Raw genomic sequence first — 22,585 nt, forward strand, 5'->3', positions numbered from 1 at the left:
TTCCATCAACCAACCAGGAGACATTACTGTGCTGATCAGCAACGCCTACGCTCAAGCCGCCGCCGGAGGACCCATGGAAAGTGCAATGCAGTTCCTGCCGATCATTCTGATGTTCGTCGTGCTGTACTTCCTGATGATCCGTCCGCAACAGAAGAAAGCCAAGGAACACAAGGCCCTGCTCGAAGCGCTGGGCAAGGGTGACGAGGTCGTCACCGCGAGCGGCATGGCCGGCCGCATCACCAAGGTCGGCGATGACTACGTGACCGTTGAAATCGCCGCGAACACCGAAGTGCAGATGCAGAAACAATCCATCGCCGTCGTCCTGCCCAAGGGCACGCTGAAAAACCTGTAAGGACCGGAACACGGGGGCTCACGGGCCCCCGTCCTGTTTTCACCCTTACTCTTACCCCCCACCGAAAAATGAATCGCTACCCGCTCTGGAAATACATTACCGTCGTCGTTGCGCTGCTGATCGGTTTCATCTACACCTTGCCGAACTTCTTCGGCGAATCCCCCGCCGTCCAGGTTTCCAGCGCCAAGGCCACCCTCAAGGTTGACACCAAGACGCTCGGTCTCGCCGAAAGCGCACTGCAGACCGCCGGCATTGAAACGAGCGGACTCTTTCTCGACGCCAACGGCGTCAAGGTTCGCCTGAAGGATACGGACACGCAGCTCAAGGCCAAGGATCTGCTGGAGAAGGCCTTCAACCCCGATCCCGCCGACCCGCACTACGTCGTCGCCCTCAACCTGCTCTCCAGTTCGCCGAAGTGGCTGACCGACCTGGGCGCGCTGCCGATGTATCTCGGCCTCGACCTGCGCGGCGGCGTGCACTTCATGCTCCAGGTCGACATGAAAGGCGCGCTGACCAAGCGTCTCGACGCCCTCAGCGCCGATCTGCGCAGCCTGTTCCGCGACAAGTCGATCCGCCATGGTGGTGTTAACCGCGAAGGCGAACGCATCAGCATCCGCTTCCGCGACGAGGACACGCGCGGCAAGGCCCGCCTCGCTCTGCAGGACAACCAGCCTGATCTGGCCGTAATCGAACAGGGCGATAGCAGCGACCTGCGCCTGATCGCCACGCTGAAGCCGACGGCGATCCTGAAACTGCAGGAATCGGCGATCAAGCAGAACATGGGCACGCTGAACAACCGGATCAACGAACTCGGCGTTGCCGAGCCGGTCATCGCCCAGCAGGGCGCCGACCGCATCGTCGTCCAGTTGCCCGGTGTGCAGGACACGGCCAAGGCCAAGGACATCCTCGGCCGTACCGCCACCCTGGAAATCCGCCTGGTCGACGACACACCCGGATCGCTGGAAGCCGCGATCGCCGGACAGGTTCCGTTCGGCACTGAGCTCTACACCGAGCGTGGTGGCCGTCCGTTGCTGGTGAAGAAGCAGGTGCTGCTCACCGGCGACCGCCTGACCGACGCCCAGCCGGGCTTCGACAACCAGACGCAGGAGCCGGCGGTGCACCTCACGCTCGACTCCGCCGGCGCGCGCATCTTCAAGGACATCACCCGCGAGAACGTCGGCAAGCGCATGGCCATCCTGCTGATCGAAAAAGGCAAGGGTGAAGTCGTCACCGCGCCGGTCATCCGCACCGAGATCGGTGGTGGTCGCGTGCAGATTTCCGGTTCGATGAGCACGACCGAAGCCAACGACACGGCACTGCTGCTGCGTGCCGGTTCGCTGGCGGCGCCGATGGAAATCGTCGAGGAACGCACGATCGGCCCGAGCCTCGGCGCCGAGAACATCAAGAAGGGGTTCGACTCGACGATCTGGGGCTTTGGCACGATCGCCGTGTTCATGACCGCCTACTACCTGCTGTTCGGCCTCATCTCGGTCACGGCGCTGGCGGCCAACCTGCTGTTCCTCGTGGCTCTGCTCTCGATGCTGCAGGCGACGCTGACGCTGCCCGGTATCGCCGCCATCGCCCTGACCCTGGGCATGGCCATCGACGCCAACGTGCTGATCAACGAACGCATCCGCGACGAATTGCGTAACGGCTCCCCGCCGCAAACGGCAATCCACACCGGTTACGACCGCGCCTTCGACACGATTCTGGACTCGAACATCACGACGCTGATCGCCGGCATCGCGCTGCTCATCTTCGGCTCCGGCCCGGTGCGCGGCTTCGCCGTGGTGCACTGCCTGGGCATCATGACCTCGCTGTTCTCGGCCGTGGTCGTCTCGCGCGCCTTGGTCAACCTCGTCTATGGTCGTCGCAAGGTGAAGTCGCTGTCGATCGGACAGGTCTGGAAGCCGGGCGTCGACACCACCGCTTCGAAGTAAGGAAAGAAGGAAAAGCAGATGGAATTTTTCCGCATCAAGAAAGACATTCCCTTCATGCGCCATGCGCTGGTGTTCAACGTTATCTCGTTGGTCACCTTCCTGCTGGCGGTCTTTTTCCTCAGCACCCGCGGCCTGCATCTCTCCGTCGAGTTCACCGGCGGCACGCTGATCGAGGTCAACTACGCGCAGGCGGCCGATCTCGGCAAGATCCGCGAAGGACTGGGCAAGGCAGGCTATACCGACATCACCGTGCAGAATTTCGGCTCCAGCCGTGACGTGATGATCCGCCTGCCGCTCAAGGCGGAGCAGAACTCGGCGAAGATCGGCGAGGCGGTGATGGGCGTGCTCGACGCGGAAGCGCCGGGCGCCAGCCTGCGCCGAGTCGAGTTCGTCGGCCCGCAGGTCGGCAGGGAACTGGCCGAAAACGGAGCGCTGGCCCTGTTGCTGGTGATCATCGGGATCGTCGTTTACCTCGCGATGCGCTTCGAATGGCGCTTCTCGGTGTCGGCGATCATTGCCAACCTGCACGACGTGATCATCATCCTCGGCTTCTTCGCCTTCTTCCAGTGGGAATTCTCGCTCTCCGTACTGGCCGCGGTGCTGGCCGTTCTCGGCTATTCGGTCAACGAATCGGTGGTGGTCTTCGACCGCGTCCGCGAAACTTTCCGCAAGGTGCGCGGGCTGACCACACCGCAGATCCTCGACCACGCGATCACCAGCACCATCTCCCGCACCGTAATCACCCACGGCAGCACGCAGGTGATGGTGCTGTCGATGCTGATCTTCGGCGGCGAGACGCTGTATTACTTCTCGCTGGCGTTGACCATCGGCATCTGCTTCGGCATCTACTCGTCGGTCCTCGTCGCCAGCCCGCTGGTGATGTGGCTCGGCGTTTCGCGCGAGCACTTCGTCAAGCCGAAGAAGCAGATCGAAGGCGCCAACGAGGACGGCGCCGTCGTCTGAACGAATTTCCACGGGTTGTGTCCTATTGGACGTAACAGACGGGCGCCTGATCGGCGCCCGTTTTTTTTGCCCGGAGAAGGAACATGACCAATGCAACACCCGCCCGCATCAAGCTGTGGGATCTGCCGACCCGGCTTTTCCACTGGCTGCTCGTCATCCTCGTGATTGCCGCCGTGGCCAGCGGCAAGATTGGCGGCAACGCCATCGTCTGGCATGGCCGAATCGGCCTGGCCATACTCGCCCTGCTCGCCTTCCGGCTCGTCTGGGGTTTTGTCGGCCCGACGCCGGCGCGTTTCGCCAGTTTTTTCCCCACCCAGGCGGGGATCGCCGCCTACCTTCGCGGCACGTGGCGCGGAATCGGCCACAATCCGCTCGGCGCCCTGTCGGTCCTCGCGTTGCTGGTATTCCTGTGCATCCAGGTTGGCACCGGACTGTTCGCCAACGACGACATCGCCTTTCGCGGCCCGCTTTTTGAACTGGTGAGCAAGGAATCGAGCGATACGTTGGTGGGCTACCATCGCCTGGCGATCAATGCCCTGATCGCCCTGGTCGTCCTGCACATCGTGGCAATTGCCTTCTACGCGCACGTCAAGAAGGAGAATCTGGTCAGGCCGATGATCGATGGCTGGAAGGCCGTCGAACCGGAAGACGAAGTTGCTCCGATCCGAGGCGGAGGGATCATCGCCCTGATTGTCGCGGTGAGCGTGGCAGGCGCCGCCGTTTATGCCGCGTCGGGACTGTGGATCAAGCTGGCGGAATCACCCCCGGCGGCAGTGACACCGCAAGCGCCGGCTTGGTAAGTCTCCAGAACGGATGCCCGCGCCACGCGGGCATCCTGACGATTCGTCAGTTGCGGAAATTGTCGTGACAGGCCTTGCAGGTTCCGCCGGTCTTGCCGAATTGCGCCTGGATCGCCGCCTTGTCGCCCGTCGCCGCCACTTTCGCAAGTTCGTTGGCTTCCTTGTTGAAATTCATGGCCAGTTCGCGGACCTTGTCCTGCTGCTGGAAGAATTCCGCCTTGACGCGGGTTTTCTCTCCGCCGACTTCCTTGTCCGTCCCCGGACCGAACAACGCCCCGAGCCCTGAATTGGCAACTGCCGCCACCGCCTTGGCCGCGGCTTCCGTCTGCTCCTTGTTGAAGCTGCCATCCAGATTGGCCTTGATCTTGCCCATGTTCCACGACATGAAGCTGTAGGCCGACTTGCGATACTTGATCATCTCTTCGGGCTTCAGCGTCTGCTGCGCCATGGCGGCTCCAGCGAAAGTCACGAGAACGAGCGTTGCGAGGATTTTCTTCATGATTCATCTCCACAGAGCGGATTAACCGAGCGGTTAACAAAAATCGGGGCAGAGACTGCCCCGACCGTACAACACCCTTTAGTCAACGATGGTTATCAGAAGTTCGCCATCGATCCGGCCCGTTTTTTCTCAGACAGCGAAAACGTGCTTGACGCGCAACGTTTTTTTCTCGTCGGCTACGGCAATCAAGCGATCAATGTTCGGATGCTTACCCGGATGCTGGCGGGCATCTTCGGTGTGCTCGGCGTAGATTTCCAGTCCCTTGCGGGCCGCGTCCGGCGAAATGGCGCCGTAGGTTTGCGCAAGGTGGTTGTAAACGGCCAGCGAACCCTGGCTGCCCGCCTTGTTCTCGATCACCGCGACGACGTTGCCTTCGGCGTCGAGCAGGTTGATCGCTGCCAGATGCGAAATTCCGGGCAGTTTCTTCAGGTTATCGGCAAATTGCGACATGATCCTTCCCCTCAGATCCGGCGCGCCAGTTCGGCCGCCTTGCCGGTGTAGTCCCACGGCGTGAGCTTGAGCAGCTCTTCCTTCACCGTCTCGGGGAGCTCCAGCGTTTTCACGAATTCCTGCATGCCCTCGCGCGAAATCCGGTTACCACGGGTCAATTCCTTGAGCTTTTCGTACGGATTGGCGATGCCGTAGCGGCGCATCACGGTCTGGATCGGCTCGGCGAGGAGTTCCCAGTTGGCGTCGAGGTCGGTGCACAGGCTGTCGGCGTTGGCTTCCAGCTTGTTCAAGCCGCGCAGCAGCGAATCGTAGGCGAGCAGCGTGTAGCCGAGCGCGACGCCCATGTTGCGCAGCACGGTCGAATCGGTCAGGTCGCGCTGCCAACGCGAGATCGGCAGCTTTTCCGAGAGGTGGCGCAGCACGGCATTGGCCAGACCGAGGTTGCCTTCCGAGTTCTCGAAGTCGATCGGATTGACCTTGTGCGGCATCGTCGACGAGCCGACTTCGCCGGCCTTCAGCTTCTGCTTGAAGAAGCCGAGCGAGATGTAGCCCCACACGTCGCGGCCGAGGTCGATCAGGATCGTGTTGACGCGGGCGAAGGCGTCGAACAGTTCGGCCATCGCGTCGTGCGGCTCGATCTGGATCGTGTAGGGGTTGAATTCGAGGCCGAGCGACTCGACGAAGCGCCTGGCGAAGCTTTCCCAGTCGTAGGTCGGGTATGCGGCCAGATGCGCGTTGTAGTTGCCGACCGCGCCATTGATCTTGCCGAGCAGACTGACGTCGGCGATTACCTTGCGGCCGCGCTCCAGGCGATAGACGACGTTGGCCACCTCCTTGCCCAGTGTCGTCGGCGTCGCCGGCTGGCCGTGCGTGCGCGACATCATCGGCAGTGCCGCGTGCTCGTGCGCCAGATCGCGCAGACGGGCGATCGCCTTGTCCAGCGACGGAAGCATCACTTCATCGCGTGCCGCCTTGAGCATCAGGGCGTGCGACAGGTTATTGATGTCTTCCGAGGTGCAGGCGAAGTGGATGAACTCGGAGACGAGCATGACCTCCGCGTTGTCCGCGAGTTTCTTCTTGATCCAGTATTCGAGGGCCTTCACATCGTGGTTGGTCACCGCCTCGATCTCCTTGACTTCGGCGGCCTGCTCCGGACCGAAGCTTTCGACCAGCCGGTCCAGCTCGGCCACGGTGGCCGGCGAGAACGCCGGGATCTCGGCGAAATGCGGCTCGGCGGCCAAGGCCTTCAGCCATTCGATCTCGACCTGGAGGCGACGGTGGATCAGTCCGTACTCGGAAAACTGGGCACGCAGCGCATCGACCTTGCCGGCGTAGCGTCCATCGAGCGGAGAAAGGGATGTAAGAGTATCAAGCAACATGGCGTCTGACCTGTGAAAACGTGGAGCCGGAAAAGGGTCTGTATTCTACCTTTTCCGGACTTCTCTCCCAAAAATCGCGTCGCACTGTTGGTATATAATCCAGAGCGATAGACACCTCCCCTGCCACCCTCGAAGACACCCATGAAGCTTATCGGATCCCTTACCAGCCCCTTCGTCCGCAAGGTGCGCGTCGTGCTGGCGGAGAAAAAGATCGAATGCGAATTCGAGATCGATTCCCCCTGGACGCCGGAATCGAATGTTCCCAACATCAATCCGCTGGGCAAGATCCCGGTGCTGGCGCTGGACGACGAGACGGTGCTTTTCGATTCGCGGGTGATCAGTGAATACCTCGACAACGTCGCCCCGAACAACAAGCTGATGCCCGCCCCCAACCGCGAACGAACGGAAGTAAAACGCTGGGAGGCCCTAGCTGACGGGGTTTGCGATGCGGCCGCATTGATCTTCCTGGAAATGAAACGCCCGGAGGGACAACAGAGCGCCGACTGGATCGCCCGCCAGCAGGACAAGATCACCCGCGGCCTGGAATACATGGCCAAAGAACTCGGCGAGAGCCCGTGGTGCATGGGCAACCACCTGTCGCTGGCCGACATCGCCACCGGCTGCGCGCTGGGCTACCTGGCGTTCCGCTTCCCGGAAATCGACTGGCGCGAAACACATCCGAATCTTGCCCGCCTTTACGACAAGTTGATGCAGCGCCCGGCATTTGCCGAGTCGGTACCGAAGGGCTGAACGAGACTCAAGGAACACGAAGGGCCGCGAAAGCGGCCCTTCTGCCGTTCACCCTTCGCTCACCTGAACCTCGGCAGCCAGGCGTTCAACGAGTTCATCGGCCGGCGGCGTCGCTCCCGCGGCCAGGCAGGCACCGGATCCGGCCGCCACCGAAGCGCGCAAATGGGCGTCCCACCCTCGTTCGGGATGGTGCAACCGGCTGCCCAGCAAACCGGCCAGGCTGCAGTCCCCGGCACCGACGGTGTCGATTACCTCGATTTCCGGCGGTACGGCACGCCAAAACCGCTCGCCGACGTACAGCGCGGCACCTTCCCCGCCTCGCGTGTATAGGACCGGCACATCGGGGTTCATGGCGCGCAGACGGGCAAAGGCGCCCTCTTCGTCGTTAGTGCGGAACAACCCGCGCAGGTCTTCCTCGGAAACTTTGACGAGGTCGGCGACGGCCATCATGCGCCTCAGAACGGGGTCGTAGCGCTCGTCCATCACGGCACGGAAATTGGGATCGTAGCTGATGCAGACGCCTTGTTCGTGCAGCCGCTCGGCGAGACTCACGAGACGCCCGGCAAGCGGTTCCCGCGCCAGGCTGATGCCACCAAAATGCGCCCAGCGCACGCCGTTCTCCCAGCCAGCCGGCAGCGTGGAGACGTTGAAATGCAAGTCGGCACTATCGTCGCCGACGAAGAAGTACTTTGGCGGGTGCGTCTCGTGCACGACGGCGAGCAGCGGCGATTTATCCTGACGCTGCATGAAACGCAGGTCGAGCCCGGCCTGTTCACTCTCCCGCCACAACGCATCGCCGAAACAATCCCGGCTGATTGCGCCGCCAAACGCACTCGACACACCGAAGCGAGCCATTACCCGCGCGACATTCCATGGCGCGCCACCCGGAACGCTCGTCCACGTATTCCTGTCACGCCGGATCAGATCTGTGAGGGCCTCGCCAAACGAGGCAAAAAGTGGGAAATCGCTCATCACAAACCTTCCGGCAATTTGCCCAGCGCGCGCAACACGTCGAAACAGGCGCCGATATCGTGGTAATCGACCTTGCCGGCCGGGCTTTTTTCGCGTGTGTGATTGAGGTTGGCCGGGTCGAGGATGCGGAACCAGGCGCCGTTCTGGTGATCGACGAAATGGCACCAGCAGTAGTCCCAGATGCGGTCATACCACGCCCAGTAGTCCCCCTTGCCGGTACGCTGCGCTAGCAACGCCGCCGCGGCGAACGATTCGGCCTGCACCCAGTGGTACTTGTCGCCATCGCAGATACGGCCGTCGGGCGCGAAGCCGTAGTACAGGCCGCCGTGCTGCCGATCCCAGGCGCGGCTGACCGCCGCTTCGAACAGCGCCTCGGCGCGCGGCAGGTGCCAGTCGGCGGGCAGGCGGGCGTCGAGCTGCAGCAGCAGCTTGGCCCATTCGGCCTGATGCCCGGGCTGGAAGCCCCATGGACGGAAGATGTTGCTCTTGTCGCGCCGGTTGTAGTCCCAGTCGACGCTCCAGTCGGCGTGGTAGTGCTCCCAGACGAGGCCGTCGGCCAGTGCAGCCTGCCGGACGGTGATGTTGTGCGCCAGCGTCTCCGCACGTTCGATGTAGCGGCGTTCGCCGGTCGCGACGTAAGCGTAGATCATCGCCTCGCAGGCGTGCATGTTGGCGTTCTGCCCGCGGTACGGCGAGAGCGTCCAGTCCGGTGCGGCCTCGTCGGCGTATAGGCCAGAATCTCCCAGCCAGAAACGCTGCTCGGCCACGTCGAAGGTCTCGGCCAGCCAGCCGCGCGCCTCGGCAACGCCGCTCTTGAATGCGTGCGCGTAGGCCAACATGACGAAGGCCATCCCGTAGCAGTGGCGCGTGGCGTCGAGCACGGTGGCCTTGCCCTCGTGCCAATCGATCAGCCAGGCGTAGCCTCCGGTCAGCGGATCGAGGAACGCCCGGCGCAGGAAGTCGACGCCGTGGCGCACCCCCTCACGGAAACGTTCGTCGCCAGTCAATTGGAAGAGCACGGCGTGGATGATCACGAAGCGCGTGGCGCTGACGAGGTGCCGCGTGCGCGCGTCATAGACCGTCCCGTCATCGAGAAAGAAGTGGTACATGCCGCCGCTCGGGTCGATCGCCCGGTCGGCGTAGAAATCCATGATCCAGGCGATGTGCCGGCGCAGAAAACCCGGGGAGCGAAAATCGGGTGACGGAGGAATGACCATGTTATTCGCCGAACAACAAAGACGGGAAAACGTTCACAGAATGACGCCACCGCCGAGACACACCCGGCTCTCATACACCACTACCGACTGCCCTGGCGTCACCGCCCATTGCGGGCTGGCGAAGCGGATCAGACACTCATCCGCGTCGACGCGCTCGATTTCACACGGCGCGTCGACCTGGCGGTAACGGGTCTTGGCACCATAGACCCAGTGCGTATGTGGAGCCTCGCCCGATATCCACGAAAGCTGGTCGGCACGCAGCTCTTCCGAAAGCAGTGCCGGATGCTCGTGGCCCTGCACGACGTAAAGGATGTTGCGCGCCATGTCCTTCTTCGCCACGAACCACGCCTCGTGCTCGCCGGTATCGGCGCCCTTGCCGCCCTTCACTCCACCGATCTGCAGGCCCTTGCGCTGGCCGAGTGTGTGATAGGTCAGGCCGTCATGTTCGCCAAGCACGCGCTCGTCGTCGAAACAACGGATTTCGCCCTTCTTCGGCGGCAGGTAGCGCATCAGGAATTCCTTGAACGGCCGCTCACCGATGAAGCAGATGCCCGTCGAATCCTTTTTCACCGCCACGTGCAGACCGGCGTCTTCGGCCATCTTGCGCACGTCGCGCTTGTAGATCTCGGCCAGTGGAAACAGCGTTTTCGACAACTGCGCCTGATTCAGACGGTGCAGGAAGTAGCTCTGGTCTTTGGTGCCATCCTCTGCCTTCAGCAGCTGGAAACGACCATTGAATTCGCGCACGCCGGCGTAATGGCCGGTGGCGATCTTCTCGGCGCCCATCCGCAGCGCGTGGTCGAGGAAGGCTTTGAACTTGATCTCCGAATTGCACAGCACGTCCGGGTTCGGCGTGCGGCCGGCCTGGTATTCCTTGAGGAAGATCGAGAACACGCGCTCGCGATATTCCTTCGCGAAATTCACCACCTCGACATCGATGCCGATCGTGTCGGCGACGCTCATCACGTCGATCAGATCCTGGCGCGACGAACAGTATTCGTCGTCATCGTCGTCCTCCCAGTTCTTCATGAACAGGCCGACGACGTTCCAGCCCTGCTGCTTGAGCAACAGCGCCGCCACCGACGAATCGACACCGCCGGACAGGCCGACGACCACCGTTTTTCCCTTGCCTTCACTCGACATTCGGGCTCTCCCCATCCAGCCACGCCGCCAGCGGCATCACCGCCGCCGGCCGGCCATTGTCAAAAAACCAGCTATCCACGACATAACGCGCATGACTCACGTCCTCGGTATCTACCGAGGTTTCCTCGATCAGCGCCGACCAATGCTGAAACAACAGGAAACGCGACCGCAGGGCCGGCTCCAGCACGCGGTGGAAACGCAACCAGCCACGCCGCTCCATCAGTCCCAGCAAGCGAGTGGTCGTCGTTGCGTGATCGATGCAATCCATTCGTCCATACACAGCATCGTCGGCATAGTTGCCGCCGCGATCCGCCGAAATCGGCGCCTGCTGCCCTGCCCAGCCAAGCAGACGCCCGACGGCTTGACTGATCGCCGCGCGTTCTTCCTCCGCATCGCGTGCCACGACGAGCGAATACCCGAGTTCATCGAGTTGGTCGTCGCTGAACTCGACCTCGGCCTGCGCCAGGCACCCGTAGTTGAAGCAGACAGGGACACGCTCCACCGCAGCGGCGGAAAACGCCCCCAATGCGATCAATGCGCCAAGGCACAGGCGCAGCCAGCGAGCCATCATGCGTAATGGGTGATCAGTTCCAGCGGATAGCGCTTGCCGGCCTGCCAATCCTCGATGCAGCGCAGGATCAACGGGCTGCGGTGCTGGCCGGCCGTGGCCCGGATTTCATCCAGCGACAGCCAGCGCGCGCCGATGATGCCGGTATCGAGTTGGCGCTCGGGGTCGTGGCCGGTGATCTCGCCGCCGAAGGCGAAGCGGAGGTAGGTGATGTCCTTGTCCGGGTGGCGCCAGTTGTAGACGCCGACCAGGAAGCGCGGCGCGAACGCATAGCCGGTCTCCTCCAGCGCCTCGCGCACGACTGCGTCGGTCAACGCCTCCTCGCACTCCAGGTGACCGGCCGGCTGGTTGAATCGGATGCCTTCGTCGGTTTCTTCCTCGACCAGCAGGAATTTGCCGTCGCGCTCGATGATCGCGGCCACGGTGACATGGGGTTTCCAGATCATGGGGGGATGCCTCGGGTTCTGCAAAGGGCGTATTCTAGCGCCATCCCGGCAGCGAAATCGGCTAGAATTTCCGCCTGTCCGCGCGCCGGCAACGCACCGGAACAGGCCCAGCCTCCCGCCGGCGACCGCCCGATACAGAACAATCCAGAATATTCGAACACTCCATCACCCGGAAACGACCATGGCCGACAACAAGACCGTCGAAGTCACCGCTCACGACCTGCCGCTGCACTGCCCGCCTGCCGGCGCCACCGCCTGGAACCAGCATCCGCGGGTCTTCCTCGATGTGCTGCACACCGGCGAAGTGACCTGCCCCTACTGCAGCACCCACTACGTCTTCAAGGGCGAGGCGCCCAAGGGACACTGACACGCCGCGCATGAGCGCCCTCCGCGCACTGGTCGTCGCTCCGGCCTGGATCGGCGACACGGTCATGGCGCAGCCGCTGTTCATGCGCCTGCACCAGACGTTTCCCGGTTTGCAACTCGACGCGCTTGCCGCGCCTTGGGTCGCGCCGGTGCTTCGCCGCATGCCGGAAATCGGCGAGATCATCGACAACCCGTTCGCCCACGGCGAACTGTCGCTCGCCGCACGTTTCCGCCTCGGACGGCAACTCGCGCAACGCCGCTACCGGCAAACCTACGTCCTGCCCAACTCGGCGAAATCGGCACTGATTCCCTTCTTCGCCTGCATTCCGGAACGCATCGGTTTTACCGGCGAAGCGCGCTACGGCCTGCTCAACATTCGCCACACACTCGACGAGACCGCGCTGCCGCAGATGGCCGAACGCTTCGCCCAGCTGGCACAGGCGCCCGGATCGCCGCTCATCCGTCCGGTCGAATACCCCCGCCTGACCTCGACACCGGAACAACAGGCGGCAACGCTGTCCGCGCTCGGCATCGAGCGTCCGGCGCGCATCGCCGTCTTCTGCCCCGGCGCCGAATACGGCCCGGCCAAGCGCTGGCCGCCACGCCATTTCGCGACGCTGTCCGATGCGTTGTCCGCGCGTGGCTACGCCATCTGGCTGCTCGGCTCGGGAAAGGACAGAGTCGGCGGCGACGAGATCATCCAACTGTCGCGGAACGCCTCGCCGCGTAATTTCTGCGGCGAAACTTCGCTGTCGCAAGCCATCGACCTGATCGGCGCCGCGGATTTCGTCGTCTGCAACGACTCCGGACTGATGCACGTATCCGCGGCACTGGGGAAACCGCTGGTGGCCGTCTATGGCTCGTCCTCGCCCGGATTCACGCCCCCGCTCTCCGACCGGGCGACGATCCTCAGCCTCAATCTCGACTGCAGCCCCTGTTTCAAGCGCGAATGTCCGCTCGGCCATCTGGACTGCCTGAACAAACTCACGCCGCAGCGCGTGCTGGAGGCCTGCCTGGCGGCCGACCTGAACGGAGAGGATTGATGAGTACCATCTACACGACGGCGGAAGACGCCGAAGAAGCCTTTTACGAAGCGATCGGACGTGCCGATCTGGACGCGCTGATGGCCACCTGGTCCGACGACGAGGAAATCGTCTGCATCCATCCGACCGGGCAGCGCATGGACGGCCATGCCGCCATCCGCGAAAGCTGGCGCTCGATCTTCGAGAGCAACCCGCGCTTTTCCGTACATATCCGCAGCAAGATTCGCTGGCAAAGCCTGCTGCTCTGCGTGCACAGCGTCGTTGAAACCCTGTATCTGGAAAACGACCGGACGACCCACGGCCCGATGCTGACCACCAACGTCTTCATCCGCGGCGCCAACGGCTGGCGATTGCTTTCGCGGCATACCTCGGCGGCGGCCGAGGCCTCGGACGGCGGGGACGACGACCTCGATACGAAGAAACACACGCTGCACTGACATTCGTCATTCCGGCGAAGGCCGGAATCCAGAAAGTTGAACGAACTGGACCCCGGCCTTCGCCGGGGTGACGAATATTTCAGCGCTTATCCAAGTCGACGGAGAGTTTCCTCTCCGCCTCTCTCCCGATCACATGTAGCGGTTGACGATGTTCTCAAGCATCTCCTGACACCCGGAACGCGGGGTCGGTTCGAGCCCCTCCTTCGTGACCAGGTCGGCCACCGCGGCAAGATCGGCTTTTCCGGTCATGATCCGCTGACCGAGATCGCCGTCCCAACCGGCGTAACGTTGTGCCTTGAAGGTGCCGAGCTTGTCGTCCTCGATCATCCGCGCGGCGATCAGCAGGCCATGCGCCAGCGTATCGATGCCGCCGACGTGGGCATGCACGAGGTCGACGGCGTCCACGCTCTGGCGACGAATCTTTGCATCAAAGTTGAAACCGCCCTGGGTCAGACCGCCGGCCTTGAGCACGTGGTACAAGGCTTGCGCCGCCTCGCCGGCGTCGTTGGGGAACTGGTCGGTATCCCAGCCGTTCTGCGAGTCGCCGCGGTTGGCATCGACCGACCCGAAGCAGCCCAGCGCCGTGGCCAGCGCCACTTCGTGCTCGAAGCTGTGCCCGGCCAGTGTGGCGTGGTTGCATTCGATGTTGACCTTGACCTCTTTTTCCAGACCGTACTGCTTGAGGAAGCCATGGACGGTGGACACGTCGAAATCGTACTGGTGCTTGGTCGGTTCCATTGGCTTCGGCTCGATCAGGATCTGGCCCGTGAAGCCGATCTTGTACTTGTGTTCGACGACCATCGAGAGGAAACGACCGAACTGGTCGAGTTCGCGCTTGAGGTCGGTGTTGAGCAGCGTGTCGTAGCCTTCGCGCCCGCCCCAGAGGACGTAGTTTTCCCCGCCCAAGCGATGCGTCGCTTCGAGCGCATCGCGCACCTGCACGGCCGCACAGGCGAACACCTCAGGATCGGGGTTGGTTGCCGCACCGGCCATGTAACGTGGATGGGAGAAAAGATTGGCGGTGCCCCAAAGCAGTTTCACGCCGGTCCGTTCCTGCGCTTCCGCCGCCTTGTCGACCATGTGGGCGAAGGCCTTCTGGCTCTCGCGCAACGGCCCCAGTTCCGGCGCGAGGTCGCGGTCATGGAAGGTGTAGAAGGGAACGCCGAGCTTTTGCACGAAGGCCATCGCTTCATCGAGTTTCCGCTCGGCCAGTGCCAGCGGATCGCCTCCCTTGTGCCAGGGCCGGTCGAAGGTGCCGCTGCCGAACATGTCGCTGCCGTTGGAACAGAAGGTGTGCCAATAGCAGACGGCGATGCGCAGGTGCTCTTCCATCGTCCGGCCGAGAACGACGCGCTTGGCGTCGTACCAGCGGTAAGTCAACAGGTCGTCACTATCCGGCCCGGCATAACGAATCGGCTCGATCGCCGAGAAATAGCTTTCTGTCATTTACGTTTCTCCTTGGGTTAATCGCTTCCGCGGTGCAGGTGAGCAAGTCACATTGCCGCGTGGGGGTTGTTCAATTCTTCCTCGGCGTAGAGAGCCGCGCCGACGATGCCGGCCTGGTTCAGGAAGCTGGCCGCGACGACCGGCGCCTTGGTGGTGAGCATCGGGGCAAATTCGTGCAGCGTGGCGCTGACTGCACCGCCGAGCACGATGAGATCCGGCCAGAGCAACGCTTCCAAGGTACGCAGATAGAGGTTGAGGCGATCGCCCCAGACCTCCCAGGACAAGCCCTGGGTCACGCGAACCGCCTCGGAGGCGTAACGCTCGGCTTCGTGCCCGTTCTCCAAATAAACATGGCCGAGCTCGGTATTCGGTTGCAGGTGCCCCGCGCTGAACAAGGCGGTCCCGAGGCCGGTGCCGATCGTGACGATCAGTACCACGCCGGGGTGATCCTTGCCAGCGCCGAAGCGCATCTCGGCCATCCCGGCCACGTCGGCGTCGTTGGCGATATGCACCGGCATGCCGATCTGGCGGCTGAAATAGTCGGCGATCGGCAGGTCGATGAAGGACTTGTCGACATTCGACGCCGTGCGCGAAATGCCGTGCTGGATGGCGACGGGGAAGCCGATGCCGACCGGCCCGTTCCAGCGATGGCGCTCGACGACCGCACGCAGCGTCTCCCCGACAGCCTCTGGCGTAGCCGGCCGCGGCGTTTCGACCCGGAAGTGCTCGCTGACGAGTTCGCCGGTTTCCGTCTCGACGATCGCGGACTTGATGCCCGTGCCGCCCACATCGATTCCCAGAATTTGCACGATGACGTCCTCTCGCTATCCGTTTTTCAGCGTTCGCTGCCGGCGCCCGACACCACGTCGATCCACACGGCCAGCAGCAGGATCGCGCCCTTGACGATCATCTGCCAGAAGGACTCGACGCCGAGCATCGACATGCCGTTGTCGAGACTGGCCATGATCAATGCGCCGATCAGGGCGCCATAGACCGTCCCGACGCCACCGCGGCTCGACGCGCCGCCGATGAAGCAGGAAGCGATCGCATCGAGTTCGCCGAGCGTCCCGGCGGAAGGAGAACCGGCGGCGAGACGCGCCGTGGTGGTCAGGCCTGCGAACGCGGCCATTAACCCCATCATGCCGAACACCAGCATCTTCACCGCCCGCACATTGACGCCGGAAAGACGCGTCGCTTCGAGGTTGGAACCGACCGAATAGATCCGCCGCCCGAACACCGTCTGGTTGGCCATGAAACTGAAAATACCGAGGATGACCAGCGTCACGAGGACCGGAACGGGGATCCCCTCGTACTGGTTGAGCGTATAGACGAAACCGACGATCAGCACACCGATCACGCCCAGCTTGCCGAGATCCTGCCAGAGCGGCGGCACGCTCAGACCATGTTGCGCCCGTCCAGCGCGGGTCCGGAAGGTCAGGAAAGCCATCAGCGCGAACACCGCGACGCCGAGGAGATTGCCGAGCATGATCGGCAGATACGCCTGCCCGATCATGATCATCGGCTCGGACTCCAGCGGCACGGTCGTTCCCTTGGTGATGCCGAGCAGAATGCCGCGGAACGCCAGGAAGCCGGCCAGGCTGACGATGAACGACGGCACGCGCAGGTAGGCCACCCAGTAGCCGTTGAAGAGGCCGATGCCGATGCCGAGCGTCACCACGATCAGGATGATCAGCGGCATCGGCAGTTGGTAGGTGTAGTCGAGGATTGCCGCGATACCGCCGAGCAGCCCCAATGATGCACCGACCGAGAGATCGATCTCCCCGGAGATGATGATGAACACCATGCCCGAGGCCAGCATCCCGGTGATGGCCATCTGCCGCAGCAGGTTGGAGAAGTTGCGCGGCGTCAGGAAGGCGCCGTCGGTCAGCTGTCCGAAGAACAGCCAGATCATCGCGATCGCGAGCAGCAGCGCGAGAATCTTGTATTGTGCAAAAAACCGTTTGAAATCGCGGGTCGTCATGTTCGTGTCACCTTCCCTGTGAAGTCTTGAAGTGAGTGCGGATCAGGCGGCCAGCGCCGCCGACTGACCGAGCGCGGCGGTGAGCACCTGCTCCTGGGTCAGCCCGTCATTGATGAAATCGCCCCGCAGCTGGCCTTCGCCGATAACGAGGACGCGGTCGGAAATCCCGAGAACCTCCGGCAATTCCGAGCTGATCATGATGATCGACAGCCCCTGCCGGACCAGTTCGAACATCAGCTTGTAGATTTCGTACTTGGCGCCTACATCGACGCCGCGCGTCGGCTCGTCGAGGATCAACACTTTCGGATTGGGCAGCAGCATTTTGGAAAGCACGGCCTTCTGCTGGTTGCCCCCGGACAGCCCGCGGATCGGCAGGTCCGGCGAAGCCGTCTTGATGCGCATGCGGGCAATCGACTTCTCGATCTGGCACAACTCCTTTTCGGCGTTGATCACGCCGTGCCGGGCATAATCGCCGAGCACCGCCATCGTAATGTTGGCGCCGACGCCCTGCAGGGGAACGATCCCGTGGCGCTTGCGATCCTCCGGCACCAGACAGATGCCCTGCGTCACCGCCGCACGCGGCGAATCAACGGAGATTCTCCGGCCATCGAGCCACAGCTCGGCGCTGTACTGCCCGGGATAGCAACCGAAAATGGCCATTGCCAGTTCGGTGCGTCCGGCGCCGACCAAGCCGGCGACGCCGAGAATCTCGCCCTTGCGCAGCTGGAAGGAAATGTTGTCGACCCGCTTGCGCCGGGGATTGTTGACGTCCAGGCAGGTCACGTTGCGCGCCTCGAAGAACACCTCGCCGATCGGATGCTCTTCGCGCGGAAAAAGGTTCTTGATCTCGCGACCGACCATCATGGTGATGATCTCGTTGGTATCCATGCCGCTCATCGGCCGCGTACCGACGTGCGTGCCGTCGCGGATGACGCTGATGGTGTCACAGACGGCGGCAATCTCGTCGAGCTTGTGCGAAATCATCACGCAGGCCACGCCCTTGCGCTTGAGATCGCGGATGATGTCGAGCAGGATTTCAGTTTCCGACTTGGTCAGCGACGACGTCGGCTCGTCGAGGATCAGCAACCGTGCCTTCTTGTTCAGCGCCTTGGCAATTTCGATCAATTGCTGATGGCCGCCACCGTAGTGATATACCGGCAAGGCCACATTGACGTCCGGCATTTTCAGTTCGGCCATCAATTCCTCGGCACGCTTGTACATCGCCGAGTAGTTCATGCGTCCGCCGGGCAGCTTGATCTCGTTGCCCATGAAGATGTTTTCCGCGACCGACAGCTGCGGCACCAGCATCAGTTCCTGGTGGATGATGACGATGCCCGCCTCCTCGGTCTCGCGGATCGACGTGGCCTTGAGCTCCTTTCCATCCCAGAAAATCTGGCCTTGCCAGGTACCGTAGGGATAAACCGCCGACAGCACCTTCATCAGCGTCGACTTGCCCGCGCCATTCTCGCCACACAAGCCGACGACTTCGCCGGCGCGCACCTTGAGGTCGATGCCGTCAAGGGCCTTCACGCCATTGAAGTCCTTGACGATACCCCGCATATCAAGCAGATACTCGGCCATGATCCTCCGTCCCGAAAAAATGAACACGCCCACGCACGGCGGCGGGAACCCCTCGCCGCCGTGCCATGACGATTACAGCCCGAGTTGCTCCTTGGTATAGAAGCCGTCCTTGACCAAAGTGTCCATGTTCTCCTTGGTGATGACGATCGGGTCGAGGAGGATTTGCGGAATGCCGCCTTCGGCCTTTTCAGCCTTGTAGCTGACCTTCTCGCCCTTGACCAGAGCCACTGACACCTTGGCGGCTTCAGTGGCGATCAGGCGCAACGACTTGTAGACCGTCATCGTCTGCGTTCCGGCGAGGATGCGCTTGCAGGCCGCGAGTTCAGCGTCCTGGCCGGTGACCGGCACCTTGCCCGCGAGCTTCTGGCCGGCCAGCGCCTGGATGATGCCGCCGGCGGTGCCGTCATTCGGGCCGAGGAAGCCGTCGATCTTGTTTTGGTGCTTCGTCAGGACGTTTTCGGCGATGGACAGCGCGTTCGATGGCAGCCAGTCCTTGACGGACTGCTCGCCGAGAATCTTGACCTTGCCGCTCTTGATCGCCGGCTCCATGGCCTTCATCGCCCCGGCCTTGAACAACTTGGCGTTGTTGTCGCCGGGATCTCCGGAAAGCACATAAACACCGCCGCCGTTCGGCATCGCCTTCATCAGCGCCTCGCCCTGCATGAAGCCGACGCGCTCGTTGTCGAACGAGATATAGACGTCGATGTTCCGGCTCTTGATCAGGCGATCGTAGGAGACGACCTTGATCCCGGCTTTCTTGGCCTCACGAAGCACGTTAGACAACGTCGACTGGTCCTTCGGCACGATCACCAGCGCATCGACCTTCTGCGAAATCAGGTTCTCGATCTGCGACACCTGCTTGGCGGTATCACCATCCGCCGACTGGACGTTGACTTCGGCACCCAGCTGCTTGGCCGCCTCGATGAAGTAGTCGCGGTCGCGGGCCCAGCGTTCGACGCGCAAATCGTCGATCGAAAAGCCGATGACCGGCTTTTCCTTGGACGCCATGGCCGGCATGGAAACGCACGCGGCTGCCGCGACGAGAACGGACAAAAGGGTACGGCGGACTGTGAAACGGCTCATCTGAATTCTCCTTCAATTAACGGGGCGCACCCCGGCAGGACAACCACATCGAACGGAACCCGCCGGCAGGACGCCGACGGAGGCTCACCACGCAGCAACAAACCGGCGACACGCACCCGGAAAGACTCCGATCACGCCTCGCCGCGAACACTTCACGGGATGTTATGCAATGAAAGGGCCGCAAAAATGCGCACACGCGCGGTGACAAAGACGCACCGATGGCGCACGGATGCCTGCAATTTGACTGTCTGAACCATCAACCCCTCCTCTTTCTCCCGGCAGTCTTCATCTTTTTTTGCCTGCCGCGATCTATCGCATTTCCCTTCGCCCGCCAGCGTTATGTTTTTGTACCGGTCGAGCGTGCGCAAAACATTAGTTCATTTCTCGTACCAATACAACAGTTTTTTTCGCCCAATAAATTACGGCGCCACACAGCATCAACGATCACCGAGGCGGTAATCCATCGGCCGGGTCAGGACGTGCTTGACCAGCGCCGCCGCGCCGATACCGATCGAACGCGAACCGAAACGCGCCAGTCGCAACTCGGGCAACGGCAGCGAGCAATCGCGCGAAAACCCTTCGAGACAGGAAAATGCCGCATCAAGCAGGGGCGGCCCGAGGTCGCATAACGGACCGCCAATGACGACCCGCCCGGGGTTGAACGATGTCCACAGATTCTGGATCAACACGCCGAGATAGTGTCCGGCACGCCGCACCGACAAGTGCGCGGATTCGTCGTTGCGATCGAGCAACTGACGGATCGTCTCGACCGGGAGCAGATCGTCGGCCCGCCCGGAGATCCGGGTACTGACCGCCCGCTGCCCGATAAAGGCCTCGGCACAGCCGCGCCGCCCGCATGAGCACACCGGCCCTTCGACCTGCAGAATCGAATGGCCGACCTCGCCGGCAAAGCCGTCGGCACCAAGAAACAGGCGCCCGCGCACGACCACCCCAGCGCCGACGCCGACACCAAGCCCCAGGTAAATCAGCGGATCGGGCAACGGCGCCTCGGCGAATTCGAACTCGTATTCGCCAAGCACCGCCACGTCGTAATCGTTCTGCACCAGGATCGGCAGGTCGGCAACGCCACAGGCCGCCAGTTCGGCGCTGAATACCGCATAAAAGGAGAAATCACGCCATCCCAGGTTTGGCGCCAGCTTGACCGTACCCTGATGGTCGAGAACCGCACCGGGAACCCCAACCCCGATTCCAAGCAGTTCTCGCCCGGCCGTACGCGCCCTGGCAACGACCTCAGCCACCAACGCAGCGAGACGCGGCACCACGTCTTCCGGGTGCCTGCCGGGGAGCGGTTCCGCCGCCGCTTCAAGCACTTCGCCGGTCAGCGAAACGGCCAGCACGCTCAACCCTTCCAGACTCACATCAGCGCCAATCATCGCCAGTCGCCCGCCGTCGAGGCCCAGCGGCGTCGGCCGGCGGCCGATCGCCCCGGTCACCTGCACATCCGATTCGCACAACCAACCTGATGCAATGAGATCCTGCACCAGCAGACCGACCGTCGATTTCGTCAGCCCGGTTGCATTGGCCAGATCGGCGCGCGACAGCCCCGACCCCTGCTGGACGGCACGCACGATGGCCATCCTGTTGATTTCGCGCAGCAGACTCTGATCACCGGTAATTGTCATGATTGCCCACCCTGAGCACTGTAATTTGTCAATTTCTCGAACAATTATCCTTGCTCGCGCGACGACAATCAACCAACAACAGTCACTTTTGACGGGCAGCCATGGACGCCGACCGGATTGATTCAGGTCGTTTCCCGTCAGCGATGCTAAGATGAAAAAAAACAAAAATCGCGGCGGCCCAAACCCACTCCCGGTCGCCATGGAGGAGTCACCATGCCCGACAACGATCTCAAGGACGTGTTTCTTGGCCGCCAGCCGATTCTCGATCGCAAGCAGCAGCTGTTCGCCTACGAGCTACTTTTTCGCAGCAGCAGCGCGGAGACCGGCAATTTCGCCAGTTTCATCGACGGCAATCAGGCCACGGCCACCGTCATCATCAATGCCTTTACCGAATTTTCGGTCGCCAATGCGCTCGGCCCCTACCAGGGATTCATCAAGGTCGACCAAGGCTTGCTTTTCAGCGACCTGATCCACGCCCTGCCGCCTCATACGGTGGTGCTGGAGATCATCGACACGGTGGCCCAGACGCCGGAAATGATCGAGCGTTGCGAGCAGTTGCGCCAAGCGGGCTACGTGTTGGCCATCCGCATGCGCCCCGAGTCACTGGACACCGAAAAGCCGCTGCTGCAAATCGCCGAGGTGCTCAAGATCGACATCAGCCGTGTCGAGCCGGAGCGGCTGAAGCAACTGGCGCCCGCACTCAAGCCGCTGAAGAAGACGCTGCTCGCCGAGAAGGTCGAGAGCGACGCACAGATGCGCCTATGCCACGAACTCGGTTTCGATCTGTTCCAAGGCTACTATTTCGCCCGCCCGACGGTCATTCAGGGCAAGCGCCTGCAAAGCTCGGAAGTGGCGCTGCTGCGCTTGCTCGGGCTGATCAGCCAGGATGCGGATACCGCGGAGATCGAGAAAGTCTTCAAGCAGGAGCCGGTACTCACGCTCAACCTGCTACGCCTGACCAACTCGGCCGCGGCCGGCATGCCGACGAAAATCACCTCGCTGCGCCACGCCATCACCCTGCTCGGCCGCCGCCAGCTGCTGCGCTGGCTGCAATTACTGCTCTACAGCGGCGCCGCGAGCGCCGCCGGCGCGGTCAATCCACTGCTGCAACTGGCGGCGACGCGCGGCCGCCTGATGGAGCTGCTGGTCGACCGCACACCGGACGTCAAGGGAGGCGGCCGCGACCTGATCGATCAGGCGTTCATGGTCGGCATCCTTTCGCTGATGCCGACGCTGATCGGCAGCAGCATGAATGAAATCCTTGCCCAGTTGCCGCTCGCCCGGCCGGTACTCGATGCTCTCGGCGAACGCCACGGCGTGCTGGGGGATCTGCTGAACCTCATCGAATCGCTGGAAAACGAGGACAGCGAAAAAGCCGCCGCCGTGCTGACCGGCCTGCCGGACATCGACGCGACCTACGCCAACAGCTGCCTGACGCGCGCACTGGCGTGGGCCAATAATCTGGCACGCGAGGCATCGTGACAGGCGGCCAGTCGCGCGGAGCCCCCATTCGCCTTTAGAATATT

Annotated in this window: 23 protein-coding genes; 9 read left to right on the forward strand and 14 right to left on the reverse strand. The window is 62.5% G+C overall.

The features are described 5' to 3' along the window. Positions 1–28 precede the first annotated feature (28 nt). From yajC to BO74_RS00325, 4 genes are all read left to right on the forward strand, one after another. The gene (yajC, locus tag BO74_RS00310) at positions 29–352 is read left to right on the forward strand and encodes a preprotein translocase subunit YajC (RefSeq protein ID WP_496439180.1); all 324 of its coding nucleotides are present in this window, start codon (positions 29–31) and stop codon (positions 350–352) included. A 68-nt stretch (positions 353–420) separates the two neighbouring features. Further along, complete coding sequence (secD, locus tag BO74_RS00315; protein WP_496439181.1) at positions 421–2,292, forward strand: protein translocase subunit SecD; 1,872 nt, start codon at positions 421–423, stop codon at positions 2,290–2,292. Positions 2,293–2,310: 18 nt separating this feature from the next. Beyond that, positions 2,311–3,255 carry a protein translocase subunit SecF gene (gene secF / locus BO74_RS00320; protein WP_496439182.1) on the forward strand — a complete coding sequence of 315 codons (945 nt, stop codon included), beginning with the start codon at positions 2,311–2,313 and terminating at the stop codon, positions 3,253–3,255. 83 nt (positions 3,256–3,338) lie between these two features. Further along, entirely contained in the window at positions 3,339–4,055 is a 717-nt protein-coding gene (locus BO74_RS00325; RefSeq protein ID WP_496439183.1) for a cytochrome b/b6 domain-containing protein, read from the forward strand. A 46-nt stretch (positions 4,056–4,101) separates the two neighbouring features. Here BO74_RS00325 and BO74_RS00330 read toward each other — a convergent pair whose 3' ends face one another. The 3 genes from BO74_RS00330 to purB all read right to left on the reverse strand — a co-directional run bounded on the left by BO74_RS00330 (position 4,102) and on the right by purB (position 6,383). Next, positions 4,102–4,554 (reverse strand): c-type cytochrome, encoded by a 453-nt coding sequence (locus BO74_RS00330; RefSeq protein ID WP_496439184.1) that lies wholly within the window; start codon positions 4,552–4,554, stop codon positions 4,102–4,104. Positions 4,555–4,683: 129 nt separating this feature from the next. After that, a complete protein-coding gene (locus BO74_RS00335) occupies positions 4,684–5,004 on the reverse strand; it encodes a DUF2322 family protein (RefSeq protein WP_496439186.1) in 321 nt (106 codons plus the stop codon). A gap of 11 nt (positions 5,005–5,015) precedes the next feature. Continuing rightward, positions 5,016–6,383: an adenylosuccinate lyase gene (gene purB / locus BO74_RS00340; protein WP_496439187.1), complete on the reverse strand. Its 1,368-nt coding sequence runs from the start codon at positions 6,381–6,383 to the stop codon at positions 5,016–5,018. Positions 6,384–6,524: 141 nt separating this feature from the next. Between purB and BO74_RS00345 the strand changes: the two genes are divergently transcribed. Continuing rightward, the gene (locus BO74_RS00345; protein ID WP_496439188.1) at positions 6,525–7,133 is read left to right on the forward strand and encodes a glutathione S-transferase; all 609 of its coding nucleotides are present in this window, start codon (positions 6,525–6,527) and stop codon (positions 7,131–7,133) included. A gap of 48 nt (positions 7,134–7,181) precedes the next feature. Here BO74_RS00345 and BO74_RS00350 read toward each other — a convergent pair whose 3' ends face one another. Genes BO74_RS00350 through BO74_RS00370 form a run of 5 tightly spaced genes read right to left on the reverse strand, consistent with a single transcriptional unit; the run spans position 7,182 to position 11,479 of the window. Next, a complete protein-coding gene (locus tag BO74_RS00350; protein ID WP_496439189.1) occupies positions 7,182–8,105 on the reverse strand; it encodes a carbohydrate kinase family protein in 924 nt (307 codons plus the stop codon). Next, on the reverse strand, positions 8,105–9,322 hold the full coding sequence (locus BO74_RS00355) for an AGE family epimerase/isomerase (RefSeq protein ID WP_496439190.1): 1,218 nt from the start codon (positions 9,320–9,322) through the stop codon (positions 8,105–8,107). The genes BO74_RS00350 and BO74_RS00355 overlap by 1 nt, the downstream gene beginning before the upstream one ends. A 33-nt stretch (positions 9,323–9,355) precedes the next feature. Then, positions 9,356–10,465, reverse strand: coding sequence for a tRNA 2-thiouridine(34) synthase MnmA (mnmA, locus tag BO74_RS00360; RefSeq protein WP_496439191.1), 1,110 nt, complete (start codon positions 10,463–10,465; stop codon positions 9,356–9,358). Next, complete coding sequence (locus tag BO74_RS00365) at positions 10,455–11,036, reverse strand: hypothetical protein (protein ID WP_496439192.1); 582 nt, start codon at positions 11,034–11,036, stop codon at positions 10,455–10,457. Before BO74_RS00365 ends, mnmA begins: the two co-directional genes overlap by 11 nt. Continuing rightward, positions 11,033–11,479, reverse strand: a complete 447-nt coding sequence (locus BO74_RS00370; protein ID WP_496439193.1) for an NUDIX hydrolase — start codon at positions 11,477–11,479, stop codon at positions 11,033–11,035. Before BO74_RS00370 ends, BO74_RS00365 begins: the two co-directional genes overlap by 4 nt. 181 nt (positions 11,480–11,660) lie before the next feature. Between BO74_RS00370 and BO74_RS00375 the strand changes: the two genes are divergently transcribed. Genes BO74_RS00375 through BO74_RS00385 form a run of 3 tightly spaced genes read left to right on the forward strand, consistent with a single transcriptional unit; the run spans position 11,661 to position 13,325 of the window. After that, a complete protein-coding gene (locus BO74_RS00375; RefSeq protein ID WP_496439194.1) occupies positions 11,661–11,846 on the forward strand; it encodes a zinc-finger domain-containing protein in 186 nt (61 codons plus the stop codon). Positions 11,847–11,856: 10 nt separating this feature from the next. After that, complete coding sequence (waaF, locus tag BO74_RS00380; protein ID WP_496439195.1) at positions 11,857–12,888, forward strand: lipopolysaccharide heptosyltransferase II; 1,032 nt, start codon at positions 11,857–11,859, stop codon at positions 12,886–12,888. Continuing rightward, a complete protein-coding gene (locus BO74_RS00385) occupies positions 12,888–13,325 on the forward strand; it encodes a YybH family protein (protein ID WP_496439196.1) in 438 nt (145 codons plus the stop codon). The genes waaF and BO74_RS00385 overlap by 1 nt, the downstream gene beginning before the upstream one ends. Positions 13,326–13,454: 129 nt before the next feature. On the opposite strand, the gene xylA is transcribed toward BO74_RS00385, so the two are convergent. The 6 genes from xylA to BO74_RS00415 form a co-directional block, all read right to left on the reverse strand. Then, a complete protein-coding gene (xylA, locus tag BO74_RS00390; protein ID WP_496439198.1) occupies positions 13,455–14,771 on the reverse strand; it encodes a xylose isomerase in 1,317 nt (438 codons plus the stop codon). A gap of 47 nt (positions 14,772–14,818) precedes the next feature. Then, a complete protein-coding gene (gene ppgK, locus BO74_RS00395; RefSeq protein ID WP_496439199.1) occupies positions 14,819–15,580 on the reverse strand; it encodes a polyphosphate--glucose phosphotransferase in 762 nt (253 codons plus the stop codon). 26 nt (positions 15,581–15,606) lie between these two features. Then, positions 15,607–16,752: a sugar ABC transporter permease gene (locus BO74_RS00400; protein WP_496439200.1), complete on the reverse strand. Its 1,146-nt coding sequence runs from the start codon at positions 16,750–16,752 to the stop codon at positions 15,607–15,609. A gap of 42 nt (positions 16,753–16,794) precedes the next feature. After that, positions 16,795–18,333 (reverse strand): D-xylose ABC transporter ATP-binding protein, encoded by a 1,539-nt coding sequence (gene xylG, locus BO74_RS00405; protein WP_496439202.1) that lies wholly within the window; start codon positions 18,331–18,333, stop codon positions 16,795–16,797. Positions 18,334–18,405: 72 nt separating this feature from the next. Beyond that, positions 18,406–19,416 (reverse strand): D-xylose ABC transporter substrate-binding protein, encoded by a 1,011-nt coding sequence (xylF, locus tag BO74_RS00410; protein ID WP_496439203.1) that lies wholly within the window; start codon positions 19,414–19,416, stop codon positions 18,406–18,408. A 437-nt stretch (positions 19,417–19,853) separates the two neighbouring features. Then, positions 19,854–21,059 carry an ROK family transcriptional regulator gene (locus BO74_RS00415; protein ID WP_496439205.1) on the reverse strand — a complete coding sequence of 402 codons (1,206 nt, stop codon included), beginning with the start codon at positions 21,057–21,059 and terminating at the stop codon, positions 19,854–19,856. Positions 21,060–21,272: 213 nt separating this feature from the next. On the opposite strand from BO74_RS00415, the gene BO74_RS00420 reads away from it, so the two are divergent. Beyond that, positions 21,273–22,541, forward strand: coding sequence for an EAL and HDOD domain-containing protein (locus BO74_RS00420; protein WP_496439206.1), 1,269 nt, complete (start codon positions 21,273–21,275; stop codon positions 22,539–22,541). The last annotated feature ends 44 nt before the right edge of the window (positions 22,542–22,585 follow it).

It is taken from the genome of Propionivibrio pelophilus DSM 12018, from assembly GCF_059569095.1.